Consider the following 21,970-nt stretch of genomic DNA (forward strand, 5'->3'; position numbering starts at 1 on the left):
CACCTAGAACTCGCAGAACAACCCATATCTTTAAGGAGGTTTGTTTATTTATGAGCTCTACAACACTTCAAATCAGTTCAAAACTCGAATCTTTTCTCCAAGGGACGAAAAAACTCTACATTAACGGTCAGTTTGTCACAAGTCATGATAACAAAACATTCTCTACGCCTAACCCTGCCACAGGAGAAACCCTTATTGATGTATATGAAGCAGGTGCAGCCGACATTGATGAGGCAGTAAAAGCTGCTAAAAAGGCGTTCCATGGACCTTGGCGTTCTATGTCTGCAGCCGAACGTGCCCGCTTGATGTTTAAGCTGGCAGATTTAATGGAAGAACACCAAGAAGAACTAGCTCAGCTGGAAACACTTGATAATGGAAAACCAATTAATGAAACAACCAATGCGGATATCCCTCTTGCCATTGAGCACATGCGCTATTATGCAGGGTGGACCACAAAAATGACTGGACAAACCCTTCCTGTCAGCCAGGGATATTTTAATTATACTCGCCATGAGCCTGTTGGCGTTGTGGGACAAATCATTCCTTGGAACTTCCCGCTGCTCATGGCCATGTGGAAAATGGGTGCTGCACTAGCAACAGGCTGCACCATCGTTTTAAAACCAGCCGAACAAACACCGCTATCTGCTTTATATTTAGCTGAATTAGTGGATAAAGCCGGATTCCCAGAAGGCGTGATTAACATCGTTCCTGGATTTGGTGAAACAGCCGGTGAAGCATTAACCGATCACCCTGATGTCAATAAGCTGGCTTTCACTGGATCAACAAGTGTTGGGAAATTGATCATGGAGAAAGCAGCCAAATCCATCAAGCGTGTTACTTTAGAGCTTGGCGGAAAATCGCCGAATATTATTTTACCAGACGCCGATTTAAAGAAAGCCATTCCAGGTGCATTAAACGGCGTGATGTTTAACCAAGGTCAAGTGTGCTGTGCAGGATCGAGGGTCTTTGTGCACCGGAGCCAATATGATGAAGTCGTCGATCAAATGGCTAAATATGCGACATCATTAAAACAAGGAGCTGGTCTTCATCATGATACCCAGATCGGGCCTCTAGTGAGTAAAGAGCAGCATGAACGTGTGTTAGGTTATATCGAAAAAGGGAAGTCAGAAGGTGCAACAGCCGTAGTCGGTGGTGACTGCCCTTATGAAGCAGGCTATTTCGTCTCCCCTACTGTCTTTAGAGATGTAGAAGATGAAATGACAATCGCAAAAGAAGAGATTTTCGGCCCAGTTCTATCTGCGATTCCTTACGATTCCATTGATGAAGTGGTCGAACGGGCCAATCAATCTGACTATGGGTTAGCGGCAGGACTTTGGACAGAAAACTTAAAGCATGCCCACGATATCGCTGCACGCCTAGAAGCAGGAACCATTTGGGTCAACTGCTATAATGTCTTTGATGCCGCCTCCCCGTTTGGCGGATATAAACAGTCAGGCCTTGGCAGAGAAATGGGATCATATGCCCTAAACAACTATACAGAAGTCAAAAGCGTGTGGATTAATCTGCAAGACTAATCATTTAAGAAAGCCGATGACGATGTCATCGGCTCAGATTGTTGACAAAGGGCTAAAATGAACTTGATTTTAGCCTTTTGTCTTTTTTTCAGCGTGATAGAAAACCTTTGCAGTCTAGGAAGGACGAGTACTGGAGCGGAGCGAATTTGACATTCGTGAGCACCGGAACGCAGGACTGACAAAGAATGCGAGGGTTTGTCTACACGCTGAGCCGGTGACGATGTCATCGGCTTTTTTTGAGCTGTCATGTGACAGGCCGACTCCTGAATATAGTGATAAAGGAAAGGAGCATGGCCGAATGCAAGATTTTAAAACGAGAGTCAACGAATATATCGATGAACTGCACATGCAGGTAGGACGCAGACAAAGAGAAGATGGCGCATTTATTTTCTGCTTTGAAGGACCTATGATGACAAATGCTTTTTTCATTATACTGTTAAAAGCCGTTGGTGACCCCGATCAGCAATTGATCCATCAATTGGCCGAAGCAATACATGCCAAACAAAATGAAGATGGTTCCTTTTCTTTGTATCATGACCAGTCAGGACATCTCACAGCTACAGTACAAGGTTATTGCGGAATGCTCGCATCTGGCAGATTTCAAAAAGACGAGCCCCATATGGAAAAAGCAGCACAATATATTCGCTCAAAAGGTGGCCTAAAGAACGTTCATTTTATGACAAAGTGGATGCTTGCCGTAAATGGCATGCACCCTTGGCCCTACTTCTATGCACCTCTTTCCTTTTTACTCATCCCTACGTCTTTTCCGCTACACTTCTACCACCTTAGTGCCTATGCAAGGATTCATTTTGTACCCATGATGATCGCACTGAACAAACGGTATACCTCTCATGCTGCGTTTCCATCATTAGCCCATCTTGATGAAAACATGTCTAAAAATCCATTTGACTGGTTTATGGCAAGAGAAGAACGTTCGACTGATGACTTCCTCATGTATATGCGGTCATATACAGCCCTCGACAGCCGGCTCGACTTTTTCGGATATGAAGCGGCAAAGCGATACATGTTTGACCGTCTTGAAAAAGATGGGACGCTGTACAGTTACTTAAGTGCAACCATCTTTATGGTCTATGCCCTCATGAGCCTTGGGTACTCCCCTGGACATCATCTCATCCAAAAAGCAGTCAGAGGTATGAAAAAGCTCGTCACCTCCTGTCAAGGCAAGATATATGCTGAGAATTCCACCTCGACTGTGTGGGATACAGCGCTTGTCAGTTACGCTTCTCAAAGAGCAGGAAGAAAACGAGAAGATCCCATGATCATGAATTCCTTCACCTATTTGATAGACCGGCAGCAAATGAAGAAAGCGGATTGGGCAGTTCATAACCGTCATGCTGCTCCCGGGGGCTTTGGTTTCTCACATATCAATACGAATAATCCTGATTGTGATGACACGCAAATTGTGTTAAAAGCGCTCCCAAAGGAATACGCTCCACTTCAGTGGAAACGAGGATATGACTGGCTTCTCTCCATGCAAAACCGTGATGGCGGCTTTTCTGCTTTTGAAAAAAATCAAGATCACTTTCTGCTTCGTCACCTTCCGCTTGAATCTGCGGAGGATGCGGCGATTGATCCGTCAACTCCTGATATTACTGGTCGTGTACTCCATTTGATTGGTTTAGAAGAAAAAGATACTGCTTCACCCACGATTCTCAGGCAAAAAGATCGATGTGTAAAATGGCTCATTGACCACCAGGAGAAAAACGGATCATGGTTTGGCAGATGGGGTGTTTGTTATATTTATGGAACTTGGGCAGCGTTAACAGGACTGAAAGCGGCTGGCATTCCCTCCTCACACCCTGCTGTGCAAAAAGCGTGCCGTTTCCTAAAGCAGATTCAGCTTGAAGATGGCAGTTTCGGAGAATCGTGTAAAAGTGCAGAACTGAAAACCTATGTCCCGCTTCCCTTTGGCACAGTGGTTCAAACCGCATGGGCGACAGAGGCGCTCCTCCAATATGAGAAAGCAAATAACGCAGCCATTTTGAAAGCTGTCTACTTTTTAGTGAACCATCACCATACTGAAGAAGCCATGTACTATCCGGTCGGCATTGGACTGCCAAAACAATTTTACATCACCTATCATAGCTACCCATTTGTGTTTCCGATGATGGCTTGTTCTACATTTTTAGAGGAAATGAGGCGTATACATGAATAAAGAAGAATATCGCTCACAGCTCAAAGAGTGGCTCAGCACGATTCAACATGTGTGGCAAGATGATAATATCCATCGAAAAGTGGAACATTTACGACTCAAAATGGAGGATGATGATTCCAGTGAACAAGAATGGTACGAACTAGCCGAAAGGATTGCAGAAGACATGCAGCATCCACACGAAGAAGTGCGCGATGTAGCAGCTGGAAATCATCAGTTACCACCACTGCCTTATCGGTATGACGCGCTCGAACCTTATATTTCAAAAGAAATTATGTACTTGCACCATCAAAAGCATCATCAAACTTATGTTGATGGTCTAAATCAAGCTGAACTTGCGCTAAAAAAAGCAAGAAGAACCAACGACTTTACCATGATCAAGCATTGGGAACGTGAGCTTGCCTTTCATGGGGCAGGACATTATTTACATTGTATCTTTTGGTTTTCCATGAGTCCTTCAGGGAAAAGAAAACCTACTGGTCAAATGCTTCGTCTCATTGATCAATCATTTGGCAGCTATGAGGCGTTCAAGTCACATTTTTCAGCTGCTGCCAAACAAGTAGAAGGTGTCGGATGGGCGATCCTTGTATGGTCTCCGCGATCTCAGCGTTTAGACATTTTACAAGCAGAGCGCCATCAGTTCCTCTCGCAATGGGACGTCATCCCCCTTCTTGCTCTTGATGTGTGGGAGCATGCCTATTACCTCCAATATCGAAATGAAAAGGCGCAATATGTAGACCGGTGGTGGAATGTCGTTGACTGGCGTGAGCCAGAAGCAAGACTAAAACAGGCTCAACAAGTGAAATGGACACCTTTTTGATCGCATACTCCACATAGTTCATTTACTATGTGGGTTTTTATTAGTTTACATAATAATATTATAAGCACCTGATGCAAAATCATAGGTTGTTTTTTCAGAAAATTCATTTAAAATAGAAAAGATATGAAAAGAAAGAGAGTTGAAAGATAGTATGAACATCCTTTTACGCATTAGTCATTTTGCAGGAAGAACATTTGCCATCTGGGTCATTGTCTTTGCTTGTTTAGGCTTTGCTTTTCCGGCGGCATTTTCTTTGATTGGACCTTATATCCCTTTTTTACTTGGCATTATTATGTTTGGCATGGGGCTGACGCTGTCTTCTGAAGATTTTAAAGAGCTTTTTAGAAAGCCTCTTTATGTATTGATCGGGGTTTTAGCGCAGTATACACTGATGCCACTCATTGCATTTTTATTGGCCTATGGATTACATTTGCCTTCTGAAATCGCTGTTGGTGTCATTCTCGTTGGCTGCTGTCCAGGCGGGACTGCATCCAATGTAATGACCTTTTTGGCGAAAGGAAATACGGCCTTATCCGTTGCCGTGACAACGATCTCGACCCTACTTGCTCCCATTTTGACCCCTGTTTTTATTTATATCTTTGCAAAATCTTGGTTATCTGTATCACCGGGTGCTTTGTTTTTGTCGATTGTCCAAGTTGTCTTAATTCCGATTATTTTAGGTGTCATCGTCAAATTGTTTTTTAAAAAACAAGTGACATATGCTGTACAAGCACTCCCACTTGTATCTGTTGCTGGCATTGTCGCCATCATTGCAGCTGTTGTCAGCGCAAATAAAGAACAGATTCTGCAATCTGGACTGCTTATTTTTGCCGTTGTTGTTTTACATAATGCTCTTGGTCTATTATTGGGTTACCTCATTGCAAAATGGTGTAAGATGGACATTCCTTCTCAACGAGCGATTTCAATAGAAGTAGGGATGCAAAACTCTGGACTTGGCGCAGCTCTTGCAACAGCACATTTTTCTCCACTTGCCGCCGTCCCCAGTGCCATTTTTAGCGTATGGCATAATTTATCTGGCTCTTGGCTGGCAACATTTTGGTCAAAAAGAGGCTACCCAGAAAATAAAGACAAAAAAAGCTAGTACCTTCATCGGTACTAGCTTTTTCTTCTTTCGATTATCCTTCAAGCAATAGCTGTTCAGGATCTTCAAGTAGATTTTTAATCGTGACAAGGAACCCAACAGCTTCTTTACCATCGACAATACGGTGGTCGTATGAAAGAGCTAAATACATCATTGGACGGTTTTCAAAGCGTTCTTCATCAATTGCAACAGGACGAAGCTGAATTTTATGCATACCTAAAATTCCAACTTGAGGACTGTTTAAAATTGGTGTTGAAAGCAGAGAACCAAATGTTCCTCCGTTTGTGATCGTGAATGATCCACCTTGTAATTCATTGAGCGATAATTTGTTATCTCTTGCTTTTTTCGCAAGATGACCGATTTCTTTTTCAATTCCAGCAAATGATAGTCTGTCTGCATCACGGACAACTGGTACCACAAGCCCTTCATTGGCGGCTACAGCGATACCGATGTCATAGAATTTTTTAATGACAAGCTCATCACCTTGAATTTCTGCGTTGAGAAGTGGATATTTTTTAAGTGCTGCTACCACTGCTTTTGTGAAGAAGGACATGAAGCCCAGTTTCACATCGTTTTGTTCAAGGAAGGCATCTTTGCGACGCTTTCTTAGATCCATTACAGCTGTCATATCGACTTCATTAAATGTTGTCAGCATGGCTGCCGTTTGTTGAACTTCAACTAAACGTTTTGCAATGGTTTGTCTGCGGCGTGACATTTTTTCACGCTCAACTGGTTTCCCTGCTTGATCATTTTGCACCGCAGCATTTGCTTTTGGCGCGGCTTTCGGTGCACTTGCAGGAGCTTCATTCTTTTGGTAAGAAGCTACATCCTGCTTTCGTACCCTGCCCAGCGGATCTGCGGTTGGAATCTCAGATAAGTCTAACCCCTTCTCTCTTGCTAGTTTCCTAGCTGCTGGAGAAGCGATCGTTCTGCCATTACCAGATTTCGGCTCTTCTTTTGCTGCCTCTTCTTTTTGTTCAGCTGCTGGTTCTTCTTTCGAAGCTGGTGCAGAATCTTGCTCAGGTGCTGGAGCTGCGGACTCGCTTCCGCCAGCTTCACCTGCAGCAATCGTTCCGATGACTTCTCCAACTTGGACAGTGTCACCAGAATCTTTCAGTACTTCTTTTAGAACACCAGATTCTTCAGCTGTCAATTCGACATTGACTTTATCTGTTTCAAGTTCTAACAGGTATTCCCCCTGCTCAACATAATCGCCCGGCTGTTTTAGCCACTGAGCAATTGTTCCTTCCGAGATTGATTCCGCTAATTCAGGTACTTTAATTTCCGCCATTTTTCATTTCCCCCTTAGTTTTTGCGAGTCAAGCTATCAGATACAATTCGTTCTTGTTCTTTTTTATGAACAGTTGGATCACCCTCAGCCGTACTTGAACGTCTTCTGCGGCCGATGTAACGTACTTTTACTTTTTCAGATGCAATTTCACGTAAATATGGCTCAATATATCCCCAAGCGCCCATATTTTGCGGTTCTTCTTGCACCCATACGATTTCTTCTAAGTTCGTCAGTTTTGATAAAATGGCTTTAATATCTTTGGCCGGGAATGGATATAATTGTTCCACTCTCGCAATATGAAGCCAATCTTTTGAGTCTTCCATTTGAGTAAAACGATCACTAATATCGATCGATACCTTCCCGCTTGATAGCACAAGGCGTGTTACTTTTTCATGATCATGCACAAGGCCCGGCTGTTCAAGAACTGGACGGAATTGTCCATCTGTTAGTTCTTGGACTTCGGATAATGTGTTCGGGTTACGAAGCAGACTCTTCGGTGTCATGATGACAAGAGGACGAATCTCTTCACGAAGCAACATTTTCGCCTGTCTTCTAAGAATATGGAAGTATTGAGCTGCACTTGTCAGGTTCGCAACTGTCCAGTTATTCTCAGCAGCTGATTGCAAGAAACGCTCTGTTCTTCCACTAGAATGTTCTGGACCTTGTCCTTCATATCCATGTGGCAAGAGCATCACAAGCCCTGACTTTTGTCCCCACTTGGCGCGGCCTGCTGAAATAAATTGATCAAAATACACTTGAGCCGCATTTGCGAAGTCTCCAAATTGAGCTTCCCAAATCACTAATGTTTCAGGAGAATAGACATTATAACCATATTCAAACCCGATGACAGAACCTTCTGACAGTGGACTGTTATGGACTGTAAATGATGCATTTGCATCACTCAGTTCATGAAGAGCAATGAATTCATCTCCCGTTTGACTGTCGTGAAGAACAAGGTTTCTTTGAGCAAATGTGCCTCGCTCAGAATCCTGTCCGGTCATTCGAATCGGCGTACCGTCTTTTAATATAGATGCAAATGCCAGTGCTTCACCAAGTGACCATTCCACTTTGCGATCATCTGTAAACACTTTTGCACGTTTTTCAAGGATCCGCTTTAGCTTACCGAATACTTGGAAGTCTTTCGGCCAGCTAATTAATTCTTCATTCAGCTTTCTTAATACATCAAACTCTACAGATGTATCAACTGCAGGGAAGCCGTTAGATACAGGCTCTGGCAGTTCGATTTCTTGAATCGTATGTTCTTTCTTTGAAGGTACTTTTTTATAAGCTTCTTCAATTTTTGCCGTGACAGCCTGCTCAATTTCTTCTCTTTGTTCTTTTGACAGAAGGCCCTCAGTGACAAGCTTATCTGCGAAGATATTCTTGACCGTTTTGTGCTTTCTGACCGCATCGTACAGCATTGGCTGAGTAGTAGAAGGCTCATCCATTTCGTTATGGCCATATCTGCGGTAGCCAATCAAGTCAATTAAGAAATCCTTTTTAAACCGTTTACGGTATTCTACCGCCAGCTGAACAGCTGCTAAACAAGCTTCTGGATCGTCTGCATTGACGTGAACAATTGGAATCTCGAAACCTTTTGCAAGGTCACTAGCGTATTTCGTTGAACGAGATTCATTGCTTTCTGTGGTAAATCCAATCATATTGTTGGCAATGATATGGATCGTTCCCCCCACTTGATAGCCGACTAATTGACTTAAATTTAATGTTTCTGCGACAATTCCCTCTCCAGGAAATGCAGCATCCCCATGAATTAAGATGGCTAACGCTTTTTCAACGTCTTGAACTGGATAGCCTTTTTGAGTACGCGATTCTTGAGCAGCACGAGTGCTTCCTTCAATAATCGGATCAATAAATTCCAAGTGACTTGGGTTATTGGCAAGTGTGACTCTTGCACTCTTTGTATCTTCATCTTTGATTTGGCGGTCAGCACCGAGATGATATTTTACATCCCCTGTCCATCCGTAGCTGATGCCGATAGAGCCTTCTGATGGTACAAGCTCTTTATTAGGCGCATGCTGGAATTCTGAGAAAATGATCTCATATGGCTTTCCTAACACATGTGCTAATACATTTAAACGGCCTCTATGTGCCATTCCAATGTTAATATTTGAAGTCCCTTGTGTAACAGACTCGGATATAATTTCATCAAGTACTGGAACAAGTGCGTCTAATCCTTCTATAGAAAAACGCTTTTGTCCAACAAATGTTTTATGAAGGAACTGCTCAAATTGCTCGACTTCTGTTAATCTTTTGAGTACAGAAACTAGTTTATCTGCTGGTTTTTTCTTAAATAATTCACCAGACTCAATAGATTTAGAGAGCCAGTTGCGCTCTTCGAAGTCATGTACATGATCAAACTCAAATGAAATGGTACGCTTATACGTATTTCTCAAATGGTTAATGGCTTCTATGCCGTTTGAAATGTGTTTAGGTGCATCTGGACTAATAATTGATATTGGAATATTCTTAACGTCTTCTTCAGTTAAACCGTATTCCTTTAATGGAAACAGCTCTTGTAATTCCTTTTCTTTGCGAAGAGGATTGACGGAAGCATTTAAATGGCCATACGTTCTGATGTCTTCTGCCAGTTTAACGACTGATGCTATCTTTTGGATTTGTTCAGAAGTAACTACGCTATTTTCTTTTTTCCCAATTTCCTCCTTCATTTCACTCGGTGGTGCACCAAGTTCATCAAATATGCCTCTTATGTCTTCATCAACACTAGTAGGATCCTGGACATATTGATCGTAGAGCTCGAGCACGTAGCCGAGGTTCGGACCATGAAATTCTTCCCAACTCAACGGTTGTTTCACATCATTTTGAAACATTTTGAACACTACCCCCAACTTTGATCATCAAGTGATTGAACACTATCTCGATATAACTTCCAGAACACAATGACCAAATTTATGTAATAAAACGCTTCCAATCATATTCTACCACTGTTTCGGATTACTTTCTACATTCTTTGTTCAATTAAAGATAAAAAATTCAAAGAAAAACAAAAAATTTAAATCATTCCGAAAAATATTTTAAAGAAAGGGGCAAAACCTTATGCCCCAATGCTTTTATGCAGCAATTTCTTGAGTAATGGATATAGCACATCTGGCAATGTATCGACATCCGGTACAAAAATGCTGAACTTGCCATACATATCTTGGATCGTTTTCATCTGCGCCTCTTCAATCGGAGAATTGGATAAAAACACATTGATCACTTCAATTCCCTTTTTTCTCGCTTCGAGAACCGCTTCATGTGTATCCACGATCCCATTTTGTTCGTAGCTGAATGCAGCCGGCTCTCCGTCTGAGAAAACAATGAGGAACTTTTGCTCTTCTCTTCGTTTTAAAATCATTTTTGTCATTTGGCGAATCGCATAGCCGTCCCGGTTATCCTCTTCTGGCTCAAGTGACATAATGGATGGTCCTGCGTCAAATAAGGAATCTTTGAACGATACGACGGTGTTAAAGTAGTTCGGCTGACTTGTTTCAGTTGCGTCATTTGTATCTTCCCAGAACCCTACAATTTGATGAGGTACCTGCACTGATTTTAAAGCTTCATGAAACAGAACAATCCCTTTTTTTGTCTCATCCATCTTGTCAAACATACTTGCCGAACAGTCAACTAATAAAGTGAACACAGCATCAATTTGAGAAGATGGCGCTTGTTTTTTATAAAATAGTCGAGGATTGGACTCTGTAAAATAACGAATGAGCTTTTTACTGAGACGTCCTGCATGAAGATCTGTTTTTGGCCATGTTTTTTTATGCTCAAGTGTTTTTTGAATCATTTGTTTTAAGCGTTTCTGATAAGGCTCGATTGCCTTTGCGTGCTGCTTGTACACATCTATTTGCTCTGGTGAAGGAGGTTCTGGTGAAATGATGACTGGAAATGCATATTTGTTTTCTTTTCCATTCTCATGCGCATCTGCCCCGCTTTCTTCTCCTTCTGCCTCTTCTAGTGCTTCAAGCTTTGAATAGTCTTTTCGATGGGTTTGTTTGGCTGAACCTTGAACCGTTCCAAGCGCCTGATCTCCATCGTCACCTTCTCTTGCCGCATCTTTACCGAGATCGCTTTTACCACCGTGTTCTAAATCAAATTGAAGGAAACTTTTAGATGGTGCTTCCGTTTCTCTATGCCATACTTCCATATATTCATTATGGATGTCTTCATCCCCCTCTTTTTCCCGATCGACTTTTATATCCTCACTTAACTTAGGCTTTCTTTTGAGGTCATGGAAAAGCGGTTCTTTTGCCGCTTTTTCATAGTCCAATTCTGGGAAGAAAAAGTATGTGTTCAGCATATCCTTTTCAAGGAGCTCATCGAAGCCTTCTGTCAATTCCTTCACAATGATGGCGATATCAGATGTCGAGCGTGCGTCATATACACGTTCAAGACTTGACTCAATAAACGGAATCATTGGATCTATCCGCTCATGAAGGGGTGGAATTTCTTCAAGCGGAGATTCGGCTGTCAGCTTCACGTATATCGCACAAAAGAGTGCGTCTGTTAAAATACTGCGCTCTTGGTTAATCGTTAATTGTGTTTTAAAGTGACGTCTGTAAAGCTCTTTTCTCCGTTTAAATACCTTTTTTGTTCCTGGGCGGTCACGTTTAATCCGCTCTTCAATCCGGATATCTTCAAACAGCATAAACAATTGTTTGCACACATCAGGAATGGATAATGTGTGGGCATAGCGAATGATGTCTTCAAATACTGTAAGATCGCTATACACTGTCCCTACTGCTCGCAGAAACACATCACTTTTTAGGCCTGCTATCATATCCTCTTGATGACGATCATCCCAAAAATGGCTGATGAAAATTTTCTTTTCAAACGGTTCATAGTACGATTGAACACCGTATTCAAGCTCCACATCATCACTTTTGGCAAGTGTTTTGGCTAAATCCGTTAATTCCATAAATAGAAATGAATCGATTCTGCTGTCATTAAATTTGATGAATTTCAAAAGTCAGAACCTCACTCGAATAATGTTTGAGCGATATTTCTTACCGCTGCTTTTTCCCGGTCATCTTCTAGCTTCTCTACAATTCCTCGTTCAATTGCACGAAGCGGCGGGATATATTGCGCAAGATCACATGTATCTAACAGTGCGCGAATGGATGCGGCTTCTTCACTGACCTGTCCATTGTGTGCTTGGACGATGAGATCTGATGAGAGCTGTACGAATTGATCGATTAACCGCTCATCCTTTAATACGGATTGAGTGTGCAGTACTTCTTTTAAAATGCCACCGCCAATGTAAGGAACTTCAATGACGACAAAACGGTTTTTCAGTGCTTCATTGAGCGGCACTGTCCCCACATATCCCTCATTGATTGCTGCAATCACGCCAAAACCTTCTTCTGCTCTAACGACTTCACCTGTAAATGGGTTTGTCATCATTTTTCTGTAATCAAGCACACCGTTTAAAATAGGCAGTGTTTCTGGTTTTGCCATGTTGATTTCATCAATATATAAAAGGTGTCCTTTTTTCATTGCTTTTGTAACGGGTCCTTCAATGAATTCTATAGAAGCAACTTGTCCATCATTATGGATGGTTTTATAGCCAATAAGACTTTCTGCATCAAGGTCAACTGAGCAGTTTACACTGTGCATCGGCTGTTGAAAGAACGCAGATAAAGTTTCTGCTAGTTTAGTTTTACCTGAGCCCGTCGGTCCTTTTAACAGAACATTCTTTCCTAGGGCAAGTGCAATCATGGCATCTTGAATAATAGACGTATCTTGTGATTCATAGCCGCCTGTTCCGATAAGCGGACGAAATTCTTCTTCGAGAACTTTTCCTTTTGCTTCGATCATTGCTTGAATTTCTTCTGGGAGTGATGGTTGGTTAAACATATATGATTAATTCCTCTCTTCGATCATTTTCCTCACCAAGTATACTAAAAAAACCTTTATGCACTCAATACATAAAGGTTCGTCTTCTGTTATTTTACCATTTCTTTTGTGATGGCTCCGCAAGCAATGCGTTTCCCTGAGTTGCCAGAAGGGTTGCTTAAGTAATCATCTGCTTCTGCATGGATGATAAAACTTCGCCCGTTTTGATCGATTAATTGATTTGGGCCTCCCTTTAACGTCACATCTGGTACATTCACGACAACATCAATTTGTCCATCTGCCCCTACCTCTAAATTAGGCATATCTCCAGCATGATGCCCTTTTGGGTTGTCGAAGCCATGCTCTCTATGGGTCGGATTAAAATGTGCACCTGCTGTTTCAAAATCTGGCGTTTCACATATTCCTGTTTCATGAATATGAAAGCCGTGCGGACCTGGTGGCAGTCCTTTCGCTTTCACATGCAGATCCAGCCCATTTTCTGAGGACTCTCTTATTTCAATGCTCCCTATTTTTTGCCCGCTTTCGTTTATGAGTGACGTTGTGACTGGTGCTTGTTTAGGTGCGGCAACTTCTCTTGTTTCTTCTGTCGTTTCTTTTTTCGGCGGTGCATGACATGCTGATGCGGTAAAGATCAAACATATCATGATCATCCACACTGACTTTTTCATTTATGACTGCCCCCTTTTGATATCAGTATGGACAATCACAGCAACGGGCAAACAAAAAAAGCCGAAAATCGGCTTTTTTAGAAGAAACGTTTTGCGCCTAGGTAGGCTTTTTTCCAATAAGGATTGCTTAAGTTTGAAATTCCTACTCCGCTGTCACTTGCATGAAGGAAATCTCCTCCACCTAGGTATAGTCCCATATGAGAAGGACCTGCTTTGTACGTTGTGAAATAAACAAAATCTCCAACTTGTGGTGTGCTGACAGGCGTCATCATATTCCAGTATCCTGCTGTACTCAATCTAGATACTGATGAAACCTTATTAATGAGATAGTAAACAAAGCCGCTACAATCAAATCCAGCTGGTGTATTGCCACCCCATCTGTAAGGAATGCCTGTGAGTTTTTTACCTTCTTGAATCATTGTCGTGATTTTTGCATTCATTGGAACGTCAGTTTTATTATTGTTGACCGGTGTTGTTGAACCGTTTGACGTAGAACCATTAGATCCAGTTGAACCGGAAGCTGTTCCGTTGATTTTTAATACTTGTCCAATTCTCAGCACATCACTTTTCAAGCTGTTTGCTGTGCGGATTGATTGAACCTGCACCTTAAACTGATTCGCAATTTTCCATAATGAATCACCTGATTTAACCGTATAAGATGTGGTTTTACTACTTGAAGACTGATTGCTGTTTGAAGGCGTGCTAGGTTGAGCAGGTGCTTTCGGCTGACTTGGTTTTGACGTCACCGTTCCTTTTACCTTCAATACTTGATTTGGATAAATCATATCAGATTTTAGCGAGTTCAATGTTTTAATTTCACCAATCGACATGTTTAACGAATTGGCAATTTTCCAAAGTGAATCGCCTAATTTTACTTTATATGTACTAGATGCTGATGATGAACTATTAGAATTCGTTGATTTGTTACTTGAGCTGGAATTAGATGTTGAGTTTGAATTTGAGGACTGGCTGCCGCTCGTTTTCGTCGTTCCAGACACTTTCAGCTTTTGTCCAGGACGAATGAGGTCACTGTTTAAGCTGTTCAAACTTTTCAAACTTGCAACTGACATTTTGTGATTCTTCGCAATCAGCCATAATGAATCCCCAAGCTTGACTGTATAGCTAGATGTTGTTGAAGCACTTGATTTCGTTGCTTTTGAACTTGTTGATGAGCTGGATTTTGAACTTTTTGCACCAGGAATCTTTAAGCTTTGTCCTGCAAAAATCATCGTCGTTTTTAATTGATTAAGAGATTGAAGTTCCGAAATACTTGTGTTGTACTGTTCGGCAATCTTCCAAAGTGAGTCACCGCTTTTCACCTTGATCGTCTGTGCTTCTGCCGGTGCAGCAATAACAGCTGAGCCCGCGATCGCTGAAACTGTGAGGCCGGTTACTACTTTTTTCTTCATAGATAAATCTCCGCCTTTCATGATTTCGTTCCATAAGACTTATGTACTAGTTTTGAGTTTAGCATTTAATGGTTCTGCTACTCTTGCACTATTTTATCTTTATTTCTATTATATTACTCGACATGAAGACGTTGGGCAATACTAAATAGGTTAGAGCAACAAACTCAAAATGCTAAAACAAAGCCATATCGTTTCTATCGGCTGTTTGCTGTATTTATAAACAATTTTTAAGGAATTTTTAAGTTGACGTTTAGAAATTTGTCAAAACAAGCACGTTGCTAGTTTCATAGTTCTATTCTACATGACAAATTTTTCTGTATCAAATGACTTTTTACTTAATTGCCTGTTTTTTCTCCTCAATAAAAAAAGCACCCTTCCCAATGAAGAATGCTGTGTTCATGTTTACTTTCTGATTTCTTGGTCTTTTACAGTTAACGGATAGAGGACGCCTTCTTTCGCAAACGACATTTTCCCTGTTTCTTCTGATACCACAAGAACAAGGGCATCAGTCATGCCAGAAAGTCCAATGGCTGCCCGGTGTCTTGTGCCAAGAGAAGGGCTGACTTTTTTCGAGGTGAGCGGTAGGACATTTGCAGCGGAAACAAGCGTGTTTTCTTTTACTAAAAGGGCGCCATCATGAAGTGGGTTTCCAGGATAGAAAATGCTTTCTATTAATGATGCGCTAATTTTCGCATGGAGGTTTGTCCCTTTTTGTATATAATCCTCCACCTCATCTCTCCTTTGAATCACAATCAGTGCGCCATGCTTTTGTTTTGATAAGTTCTCAATGGCTAAAGAAAATTGAGCAAAACCTGGTGTGAATTCTTCCATATATGCTTGTAAATAAAACGAGGAAGCCTCTGCATGCATTTCATTAAACTGATCATGCAATGATTCGAGTTCACAAAGAAGGCATTGTTCCGTCTGGTCAAGCGAATCGACGATTTTCCTTGCATCCATCATAATTTGCGTTAAATGAGATTTCATTTCTAACTTAAACATCGCTTCTTCATTTGTGCGATTGATCATCTCACCATGTCCCTCCTTCTTTCGCTTGTGTCATAAAATAACAAATTGTGCACATTCTATTTGTATGGAGGTGAATTCAATATGACCATTCAAAAAGTGATTCAATATGCTTGCAGCATTTTAGGTGTTGTCAGTCTTTCTTTTATTTATGCCCAAATGTTCAAAAAAACGAAGCCCTCAAAGAAAAATAATCCGACGGAGAATTGATTTTTTTACATAGCGTGATATAATTCCTCTCGTTATTTCTGTTCAGAGAGGAACTTATGATGAGAGAAACGAATAGTATTCGAGCAAAGTTGGCACAATTTTTAACCATATTGATTCCGATTTTAATTACACAAGCAGGTCTTTCGCTCATCACATTTTTAGACACGGTGATGTCTGGAAAAGTGAGTGCAGAAGACCTAGCAGGTGTAGCGATCGGTTCGAGCATTTGGACACCTGTTTATACTGGTCTCGCTGGCATTTTAATGGCTGTTACCCCTATTGTGGCTCAGCTGATGGGTGGCGGCCGCAGGGAAGACGTTCCTCGTGCAGTCTTCCAGGCCATTTATTTATCTTTTCTTTTAAGTATCGTGGTGATTGTTATTGGATCGTTGTGTGTTCCTTTTATTTTAGGGAGACTTGGGCTTGAACCATCCGTAGAAACCATTGCCCGTCATTTTCTCAGCTTCCTTGCTATTGGGATCATCCCGCTTTTTGGTTATTCAGTCATGAGATCGTTCATTGATGCATTAGGAAAAACACGTGTGACGATGTTCATTACGTTAACCGCACTTCCTATTAATTTTGTTTTAAATTATCTCTTTATTTTTGGAAACTTTGGGTTTCCAAAGCTTGGCGGTGCAGGGGCTGGTCTTGCATCTGCGCTGACGTATTGGGCGATTTTCATCATGAGTATTTGTATTGTCATCAAAGCCGAACCGTTTGCATCCTTTCGATTGTTTCAGACATTACCTCGTTTTAACGTCTCCCGAATGGGTCAAATACTGAAAATCGGTATCCCTATTGGGTTTGCGATCTTTTTTGAAACAAGTATTTTTGCAGCTGTCACGCTCTTAATGGGTCACTTTGATACCGTGACAATCGCCAGTCACCAAGCAGCGATGAACTTTGCTTCTATTTTATATATCCTGCCGCTTAGTATCTCAATGGCTTTAACGATTGTTGTAGGTTTTGAAGCCGGTGCCATGCGGTATAAAGACGCAAAAAGCTACAGCTATATTGGCATTGCAACAGCTGTTTTGTTCTCATTATGTACTGCAGCACTCATCTTGTTATTTAGACCTGAGATCGCTGGTTTATATACAACTGAATCAGCTGTTTTACAAATGACACAGCACTTTTTGATGTATGCGATCTTTTTCCAGCTGTCTGATGCGATCGCTGCACCCATTCAAGGGGCTCTGCGCGGCTATAAAGATGTGAATTACACACTGATTGCTGCGTTTGTCTCTTACTGGGTCATCGGCCTTCCAGCTGGCTACTTGATTGGCACGTATACCTCATTTGGAGCGTTTGGTTATTGGGTTGGGCTGATTACTGGGCTTGCCGCAGGTGCCATCGTCCTATTTGTTCGTCTCAGGTTGATTGAAAGACGTATGCATTCTGATACAACAGGAAAAGGCAGCTGACTTCAGTCAGCTGCCTTTCATTTAGTCATTCCATTGATACGTCCAGAAAATTTCTTCATCAAACCATTTTTGAACGACTGGTTCTTTGTTTTTCAGCTTTTGTTCAAGCTCTCTTAGCATGCCTTCTGTTTGTGTTCTATGCGCTCTTAGTGCATTTAATTTGATATCGGCTACATCCGTAATATCAATCACAATATCGGCATTTCCTAGCACTTCTTCTCGATTTTTCGTAATGGCCATGCAGTATGTGACAGGACGGTCTTCTTTTTTCTTGCGGTATAGAGCACGAATGACCGCTTCACCTGTCGCATCATGATCAGGGTGTACGCCATGACCTGGATAAAACGTGACAATAAGAGTTGGTTTCACTTCATCAATTATGCGTTCCATCACATCCGCTAAATACTCATCATCTTCAAATTCCAACGTTTTATCTCGAAGACCAAGCATTCGCAAGTCTGTGACATCCATTTCTTTACATGCATTGATTAATTCCTGTTTTCTTAATTCAGGAAGTGTCTCACGGTTAGCATATGTTGGACTTCCCATATTTCTTCCCATTTCTCCAAGTGTCCCGCATGCATACGTCACTGGAATTCCACGTTTTCTGCTTTGCGCGATGAGCCCTGCGACCCCGAAGGATTCATCGTCGGGGTGAGGCAGCATCACAAGTACATGTTCGTTCATCACTGTTCCCCTCTCTCCTACACCTGAAATGGTGTTTCACTAATTTGTAATGAGATCGCTAGTTTTCCGTCTGGCAGGTGTCCTGCTAACAGCAGGCGGCCTTGTTCATCAAACACGTAATCGGTTAAACCTTCTGCGTAAATCCAGCCATCTTCTGTTTTCATCCCGACACGGTATGGACCTTGTCCTTTAATTTTTGCCTGTGAATAGACGACTTTTGCATTGCGGATATACGCCACGACCGTCATATTTTGCTCATTCACATGAGCTGAATAAGAACCAGTTGTCGTTTCAAGATGAACGAAGACTGGCCGATTTAAAAACGATTCAAGATGTGCTGTGACATCTTCCGTTTGAATTGGTTTCATGAGTGGTTCCTTCCTTCATTTTGAATTAGTTCTCGCAGCTTTTTTGTATGTAAGCTGATCAGCTGTAGTTGATGACCCTGCTCAATAGCACTTTCTAAAATTCTTTCCACAGCGAGTACATACTTTTGATGTAATGACTTTCTTGCGCGAGGATGGGTGCGTACATCAAGCAAATCATCTCGTATCGCCTCGTGTAATGAAGTCATATCCACTACATCAAGCTGCCGATTTTTCCATAAAGATTGATAAGCGTGTGCAAGCTCATCGACTGATGACATGTGATCACCTCTACAGTTTTGGTAACAACTTATTATGACATGATCCGCCTGCAAAAAAAAGCAAACTGCTTCGTCTCTTTAATGAGAATTCGCTGTTTTTTTCATTCGCAGTTGAGAGGTTGTAAATAGTAAAATCGCCACCCAAATACAGAGGAATGTCACGATTTTTGCTGCAGATAAGTGTTCGTGATACACAAACAGCCCCAAAAAGAGTGTAATGGTCGGTGCAATATACTGCAAAATACCAACTTGGTATAAAGGAATTCTTTTGGCCCCTTCAGAAAATAAAAGAAGCGGTACAGCTGTAAAGACACCTGCAAAAAATAATAGCCCAAGAGAGCCGAAGCTGCTCGGATTCATCGTGACAACAGGTTCTTTTAAGAAGAAAAATAAGTAAACAAGCGCAGCTGGTGCAAGAAGCAGTGTTTCAATGGTTAATCCAATGGCACTCGTAAAACTCATTCTTTTTTTAATCAGTCCATAAAACCCAAAACTAAAAGCCAATACGAAAGCCACGACAGGAAATGAGCCGTACTGAACAGTTGAGATGATGACACCAGCTGCAGCAATGAGAATGGCGGTGGTTTGCATTTTATTCAGTCGTTCTTTTAAGAAAATGATGCCTAGTAAAACTGATACAAGCGGATTAATATAATACCCTAAACTCGCTTCCAGCATCAGATCGTGATTTACAGCCCAAATGTATACATACCAGTTGACCGAAATTAAAATAGCCGATAAAAGTAATGAAAAAAGTGCTTTTCCATCTATCATCAGACCTTTCACAGTCTGCATCGCTGGACGGACTTGCTTTAAATATAAAAGAATACCGCACATAAAAACAAAGGACCATACGATTCTGTGCGCTAAAATTTCGCCTGACGAAATATGCTCCATCAGTTTCCAATATAATGGGAACAATCCCCATAATGTAAAAGATGCAGCCGTATATAAGACACCTTTTGATTGTTGTTCGTTCAATCTAACCATTCCTTTCTAAACCTATCGTATATTATAGCACGCACATCACTTTATGGGCATATACTAATTCAGGGCATTTAGAAAGGATGATTTGCATGTTTGACTGGAACCGATTATTTCCTTTTCAAAAGCAATTTTCAAAAGAAGCGTTAAAAAATTCAGATCCTAAAGACGTTGAGCAATATGTCAATCAAGTCATGGAAAGTGTTTTCGGCTCCAATTATTCTGCTCAATTCCCCTTTCAGGATCCGCTGTCTCAGCAGCAGAAAACAAGAGAGACAGACGATAAAAAAAAGAAAGAGCCGAATGTTGAAGTATTTGAGACGACAGATCACGTGTTTGTCAAAATAGAGCTCGATCGTCCGAACACGGAAAAGGTAAAAATCAAACATACAGCCAATCTGCTGTTTATTGATCATTTTCCTGAAGAGAATAAACAAAAGAAGGTTGTCCTGCCTGCTGCTGTGAAAAGAAAAGGAACGAAGGCTTCGTATCAAGATGGTATTTTAGAAATTATGTTTTTAAAGCATGATGATCCAGGCATTTCTGAAATTGATATTCCATTATAAAAAGCCTGCTTTGAAATGGAAGCAGGCTTACTCTTTTTTCTTAATAATATGGTGGATATCCGCCGCCATAAGGTGGTGGAACAGGCGGTGGTGGTGGCGGGTAATATGGACGAGGATAATTAAAAATCGCACTTCCTAGAAATCCGCCAAGCAGTCCGCCGACTAAAGGAGCGCCAAAACCAAAAAACAAAGGGACTCTAGATTCATATGGCGGAATGCCAGGGGCACCGCCTCGAAAATACGGAGTATGAGGGTACATGCTTTTCTCCTCCTTTGTCATGTGCCTAACATCAGCATATTCATTAGAAGACAAAACGTTTGGGCAAACCTAAAACTAAGCTTGCTCCTTTTTTTCATGAGATCCAGCATACTCCCCTGCCCAGCGCGATACTTCTCCGAACACACCATGTAATGCACTCCCTTTTTCGGTTAGACAATAGATGACTTTGACTGGCGTTTCAGGAAGTACAGTGCGCTTTATGATTCCTTCTTGCTCAAGCTCTTTTAAGCGTTCTGCGAGCATTTTTTGACTGATGGATGGAATAATGTCCGTCAGGTCTTTAAACCGCTTCGGACCATCAAGCAATACATGAATGATGAGACCATTCCACCTTTTGCCAAGAAGCAAAAAAGCTTGCTGAATGTTTGGACATAATTGAAATTCCATATATTTCAGCCTTTCTTTTCATGATCGTTTGACAAACTAACGGTGTACAATTTAAAATATATCTCTAGTTACAATAAGTAAGTTTCTCACTTTTTTATTTATTGTACCATACTATTTGCAAAAACGGGAGGAAATATCCATATGGCGAGCGATCAAAAAACGATTGACATTTTAAAAGAAAGAGCTTCAGTAAAAGAGTATGATACAACTCATGAAATGACAAAAGAAGAGTTAAAAGAGCTTCTTGATATCACAACAAAAGCACCATCTGCTTGGAACCTTCAGCATTGGCATTTCACTGTTTTCCATAGTGCTGAATCAAAAGCAAAGCTTCTTCCAATTGCTTATAACCAAAAACAAGTCTCACAAGCATCAGCTGTGATTGCAGTGCTTGGTGACCTTGAAGCCAATCTAAATGGTGAAAAAATCTACAGTGAGCTAGCAGAACAAGGTTTCATCACAGAAGATATTAAAGAAACACTGATGACACAAATCAATGGTGCTTACCAAAGCGAGCAATATGCACGTGAAGCTGCTTATTCAAACGCTTCGTTAGCTGCTATGCAATTAATGATTGCGGCGAAAGCAATGGGATATGATACATGCGCAATGGGCGGTTTCAGCAAAGAAGCGTACGTGAAAGAATTCAATGTGAGCGGTCGATACGAACCAGTGATGTTGATTTCTGTCGGCAAAGCAGCAAAAGAAGCTCATAAAAGCAATCGTTTTGACATCGAAGAAGTATCTGATTTCCTATAAAAAACGGCACAGTCTCAGCTTCATGCTGGGGCTTTTTTATTTGCTCTAAATATTATTTTTCCATACTTATTTTCAAGTCTTCCTTTCTCTCTATTCACTATTTACCTCTTTTTAAAAATG

21 protein-coding genes are annotated in these 21,970 nt (G+C 41.3%); 8 read left to right on the plus strand and 13 right to left on the minus strand.

The genetic code is table 11. From position 1 onward, the window contains the following. Nucleotides 1-50 precede the first annotated feature (50 nt). From NST15_RS09690 to NST15_RS09705, 4 genes are all read left to right on the plus strand, one after another. A complete protein-coding gene (locus tag NST15_RS09690) occupies nucleotides 51-1,535 on the plus strand; it encodes an aldehyde dehydrogenase family protein (protein ID WP_017359492.1) in 1,485 nt (494 codons plus the stop codon). A gap of 298 nt (nucleotides 1,536-1,833) precedes the next feature. Further along, nucleotides 1,834-3,711: a prenyltransferase/squalene oxidase repeat-containing protein gene (locus NST15_RS09695; RefSeq protein ID WP_342498510.1), complete on the plus strand. Its 1,878-nt coding sequence runs from the start codon at nucleotides 1,834-1,836 to the stop codon at nucleotides 3,709-3,711. Further along, the gene (locus NST15_RS09700; protein WP_035391748.1) at nucleotides 3,704-4,528 is read left to right on the plus strand and encodes a superoxide dismutase; all 825 of its coding nucleotides are present in this window, start codon (nucleotides 3,704-3,706) and stop codon (nucleotides 4,526-4,528) included. The genes NST15_RS09695 and NST15_RS09700 overlap by 8 nt, the downstream gene beginning before the upstream one ends. A gap of 151 nt (nucleotides 4,529-4,679) precedes the next feature. Continuing rightward, a complete protein-coding gene (locus tag NST15_RS09705) occupies nucleotides 4,680-5,630 on the plus strand; it encodes a bile acid:sodium symporter family protein (protein WP_342494161.1) in 951 nt (316 codons plus the stop codon). Nucleotides 5,631-5,664: 34 nt separating this feature from the next. Here the strand turns inward: NST15_RS09705 and odhB are convergent, their stop codons facing one another. From odhB to cdaS, 7 genes are all read right to left on the minus strand, one after another. Further along, on the minus strand, nucleotides 5,665-6,921 hold the full coding sequence (gene odhB / locus NST15_RS09710; RefSeq protein WP_007500721.1) for a 2-oxoglutarate dehydrogenase complex dihydrolipoyllysine-residue succinyltransferase: 1,257 nt from the start codon (nucleotides 6,919-6,921) through the stop codon (nucleotides 5,665-5,667). A gap of 14 nt (nucleotides 6,922-6,935) precedes the next feature. After that, nucleotides 6,936-9,770 carry a 2-oxoglutarate dehydrogenase E1 component gene (gene sucA / locus NST15_RS09715; RefSeq protein WP_035391743.1) on the minus strand — a complete coding sequence of 945 codons (2,835 nt, stop codon included), beginning with the start codon at nucleotides 9,768-9,770 and terminating at the stop codon, nucleotides 6,936-6,938. A 224-nt stretch (nucleotides 9,771-9,994) separates the two neighbouring features. Beyond that, on the minus strand, nucleotides 9,995-11,911 hold the full coding sequence (locus NST15_RS09720) for a VWA domain-containing protein (RefSeq protein ID WP_342498511.1): 1,917 nt from the start codon (nucleotides 11,909-11,911) through the stop codon (nucleotides 9,995-9,997). 11 nt (nucleotides 11,912-11,922) lie between these two features. Continuing rightward, on the minus strand, nucleotides 11,923-12,801 hold the full coding sequence (locus tag NST15_RS09725; protein ID WP_017367449.1) for a MoxR family ATPase: 879 nt from the start codon (nucleotides 12,799-12,801) through the stop codon (nucleotides 11,923-11,925). Nucleotides 12,802-12,890: 89 nt separating this feature from the next. Continuing rightward, on the minus strand, nucleotides 12,891-13,469 hold the full coding sequence (locus tag NST15_RS09730) for a superoxide dismutase family protein (RefSeq protein WP_007500730.1): 579 nt from the start codon (nucleotides 13,467-13,469) through the stop codon (nucleotides 12,891-12,893). Between the two features lie 77 nt (nucleotides 13,470-13,546). After that, entirely contained in the window at nucleotides 13,547-14,878 is a 1,332-nt protein-coding gene (locus tag NST15_RS09735) for a peptidoglycan endopeptidase (protein ID WP_025207502.1), read from the minus strand. A 402-nt stretch (nucleotides 14,879-15,280) separates the two neighbouring features. Continuing rightward, nucleotides 15,281-15,907: a sporulation-specific diadenylate cyclase CdaS gene (gene cdaS, locus NST15_RS09740; RefSeq protein WP_024718575.1), complete on the minus strand. Its 627-nt coding sequence runs from the start codon at nucleotides 15,905-15,907 to the stop codon at nucleotides 15,281-15,283. Nucleotides 15,908-15,988: 81 nt separating this feature from the next. Between cdaS and NST15_RS09745 the strand changes: the two genes are divergently transcribed. Further along, the gene (locus tag NST15_RS09745) at nucleotides 15,989-16,114 is read left to right on the plus strand and encodes a hypothetical protein (RefSeq protein ID WP_003215647.1); all 126 of its coding nucleotides are present in this window, start codon (nucleotides 15,989-15,991) and stop codon (nucleotides 16,112-16,114) included. 59 nt (nucleotides 16,115-16,173) lie between these two features. After that, nucleotides 16,174-17,541, plus strand: coding sequence for an MATE family efflux transporter (locus NST15_RS09750; protein ID WP_019743266.1), 1,368 nt, complete (start codon nucleotides 16,174-16,176; stop codon nucleotides 17,539-17,541). 21 nt (nucleotides 17,542-17,562) lie between these two features. Here NST15_RS09750 and bshB2 read toward each other — a convergent pair whose 3' ends face one another. The 4 genes from bshB2 to rarD all read right to left on the minus strand — a co-directional run bounded on the left by bshB2 (nucleotide 17,563) and on the right by rarD (nucleotide 19,855). Continuing rightward, a complete protein-coding gene (gene bshB2 / locus NST15_RS09755) occupies nucleotides 17,563-18,228 on the minus strand; it encodes a bacillithiol biosynthesis deacetylase BshB2 (RefSeq protein ID WP_007500738.1) in 666 nt (221 codons plus the stop codon). Between the two features lie 17 nt (nucleotides 18,229-18,245). Further along, complete coding sequence (locus NST15_RS09760; protein WP_008346474.1) at nucleotides 18,246-18,596, minus strand: YojF family protein; 351 nt, start codon at nucleotides 18,594-18,596, stop codon at nucleotides 18,246-18,248. Further along, nucleotides 18,593-18,874: a hypothetical protein gene (locus NST15_RS09765; protein WP_060781120.1), complete on the minus strand. Its 282-nt coding sequence runs from the start codon at nucleotides 18,872-18,874 to the stop codon at nucleotides 18,593-18,595. The genes NST15_RS09760 and NST15_RS09765 overlap by 4 nt, the downstream gene beginning before the upstream one ends. 78 nt (nucleotides 18,875-18,952) lie before the next feature. Beyond that, nucleotides 18,953-19,855: an EamA family transporter RarD gene (rarD, locus tag NST15_RS09770; protein WP_024718571.1), complete on the minus strand. Its 903-nt coding sequence runs from the start codon at nucleotides 19,853-19,855 to the stop codon at nucleotides 18,953-18,955. A 95-nt stretch (nucleotides 19,856-19,950) separates the two neighbouring features. Between rarD and NST15_RS09775 the strand changes: the two genes are divergently transcribed. Continuing rightward, nucleotides 19,951-20,424, plus strand: coding sequence for a spore gernimation protein GerT (locus tag NST15_RS09775; protein WP_024718570.1), 474 nt, complete (start codon nucleotides 19,951-19,953; stop codon nucleotides 20,422-20,424). A 40-nt stretch (nucleotides 20,425-20,464) separates the two neighbouring features. Here the strand turns inward: NST15_RS09775 and NST15_RS09780 are convergent, their stop codons facing one another. Then, nucleotides 20,465-20,683: a hypothetical protein gene (locus NST15_RS09780; RefSeq protein WP_003215921.1), complete on the minus strand. Its 219-nt coding sequence runs from the start codon at nucleotides 20,681-20,683 to the stop codon at nucleotides 20,465-20,467. 75 nt (nucleotides 20,684-20,758) lie between these two features. Continuing rightward, nucleotides 20,759-21,091 (minus strand): winged helix-turn-helix transcriptional regulator, encoded by a 333-nt coding sequence (locus NST15_RS09785; protein WP_017359678.1) that lies wholly within the window; start codon nucleotides 21,089-21,091, stop codon nucleotides 20,759-20,761. A 141-nt stretch (nucleotides 21,092-21,232) separates the two neighbouring features. On the opposite strand from NST15_RS09785, the gene NST15_RS09790 reads away from it, so the two are divergent. Beyond that, complete coding sequence (locus tag NST15_RS09790; protein WP_113747251.1) at nucleotides 21,233-21,850, plus strand: nitroreductase family protein; 618 nt, start codon at nucleotides 21,233-21,235, stop codon at nucleotides 21,848-21,850. Nucleotides 21,851-21,970: the final 120 nt, after the last annotated feature.

It is taken from the genome of Bacillus sp. FSL R5-0820 (genome assembly GCF_038593385.1).
In the GTDB taxonomy this organism is placed as follows: Bacteria; Bacillota; Bacilli; order Bacillales; family Bacillaceae; genus Bacillus; species Bacillus altitudinis.

Coding starts and splice junctions, on each gene's coding strand:
- NST15_RS09690 (WP_017359492.1), top strand. CDS start 51: ATGAGCTCTACAACACTTCAAATCAGTTCAAAACTCGAATCTTTTCTC.
- NST15_RS09695 (WP_342498510.1), top strand. CDS start 1,834: ATGCAAGATTTTAAAACGAGAGTCAACGAATATATCGATGAACTGCAC.
- NST15_RS09700 (WP_035391748.1), top strand. CDS start 3,704: ATGAATAAAGAAGAATATCGCTCACAGCTCAAAGAGTGGCTCAGCACG.
- NST15_RS09705 (WP_342494161.1), top strand. CDS start 4,680: ATGAACATCCTTTTACGCATTAGTCATTTTGCAGGAAGAACATTTGCC.
- odhB (WP_007500721.1), bottom strand. CDS start 6,921: ATGGCGGAAATTAAAGTACCTGAATTAGCGGAATCAATCTCGGAAGGA.
- sucA (WP_035391743.1), bottom strand. CDS start 9,770: ATGTTTCAAAATGATGTGAAACAACCGTTGAGTTGGGAAGAATTTCAT.
- NST15_RS09725 (WP_017367449.1), bottom strand. CDS start 12,801: ATGTTTAACCAACCATCACTCCCAGAAGAAATTCAAGCAATGATCGAA.
- NST15_RS09730 (WP_007500730.1), bottom strand. CDS start 13,469: ATGAAAAAGTCAGTGTGGATGATCATGATATGTTTGATCTTTACCGCA.
- NST15_RS09735 (WP_025207502.1), bottom strand. CDS start 14,878: ATGAAGAAAAAAGTAGTAACCGGCCTCACAGTTTCAGCGATCGCGGGC.
- cdaS (WP_024718575.1), bottom strand. CDS start 15,907: ATGATCAATCGCACAAATGAAGAAGCGATGTTTAAGTTAGAAATGAAA.
- NST15_RS09745 (WP_003215647.1), top strand. CDS start 15,989: ATGACCATTCAAAAAGTGATTCAATATGCTTGCAGCATTTTAGGTGTT.
- NST15_RS09750 (WP_019743266.1), top strand. CDS start 16,174: ATGAGAGAAACGAATAGTATTCGAGCAAAGTTGGCACAATTTTTAACC.
- bshB2 (WP_007500738.1), bottom strand. CDS start 18,228: ATGAACGAACATGTACTTGTGATGCTGCCTCACCCCGACGATGAATCC.
- NST15_RS09760 (WP_008346474.1), bottom strand. CDS start 18,596: ATGAAACCAATTCAAACGGAAGATGTCACAGCACATCTTGAATCGTTT.
- NST15_RS09765 (WP_060781120.1), bottom strand. CDS start 18,874: ATGTCATCAGTCGATGAGCTTGCACACGCTTATCAATCTTTATGGAAA.
- NST15_RS09775 (WP_024718570.1), top strand. CDS start 19,951: ATGTTTGACTGGAACCGATTATTTCCTTTTCAAAAGCAATTTTCAAAA.
- NST15_RS09780 (WP_003215921.1), bottom strand. CDS start 20,683: ATGTACCCTCATACTCCGTATTTTCGAGGCGGTGCCCCTGGCATTCCG.
- NST15_RS09785 (WP_017359678.1), bottom strand. CDS start 21,091: ATGGAATTTCAATTATGTCCAAACATTCAGCAAGCTTTTTTGCTTCTT.
- NST15_RS09790 (WP_113747251.1), top strand. CDS start 21,233: ATGGCGAGCGATCAAAAAACGATTGACATTTTAAAAGAAAGAGCTTCA.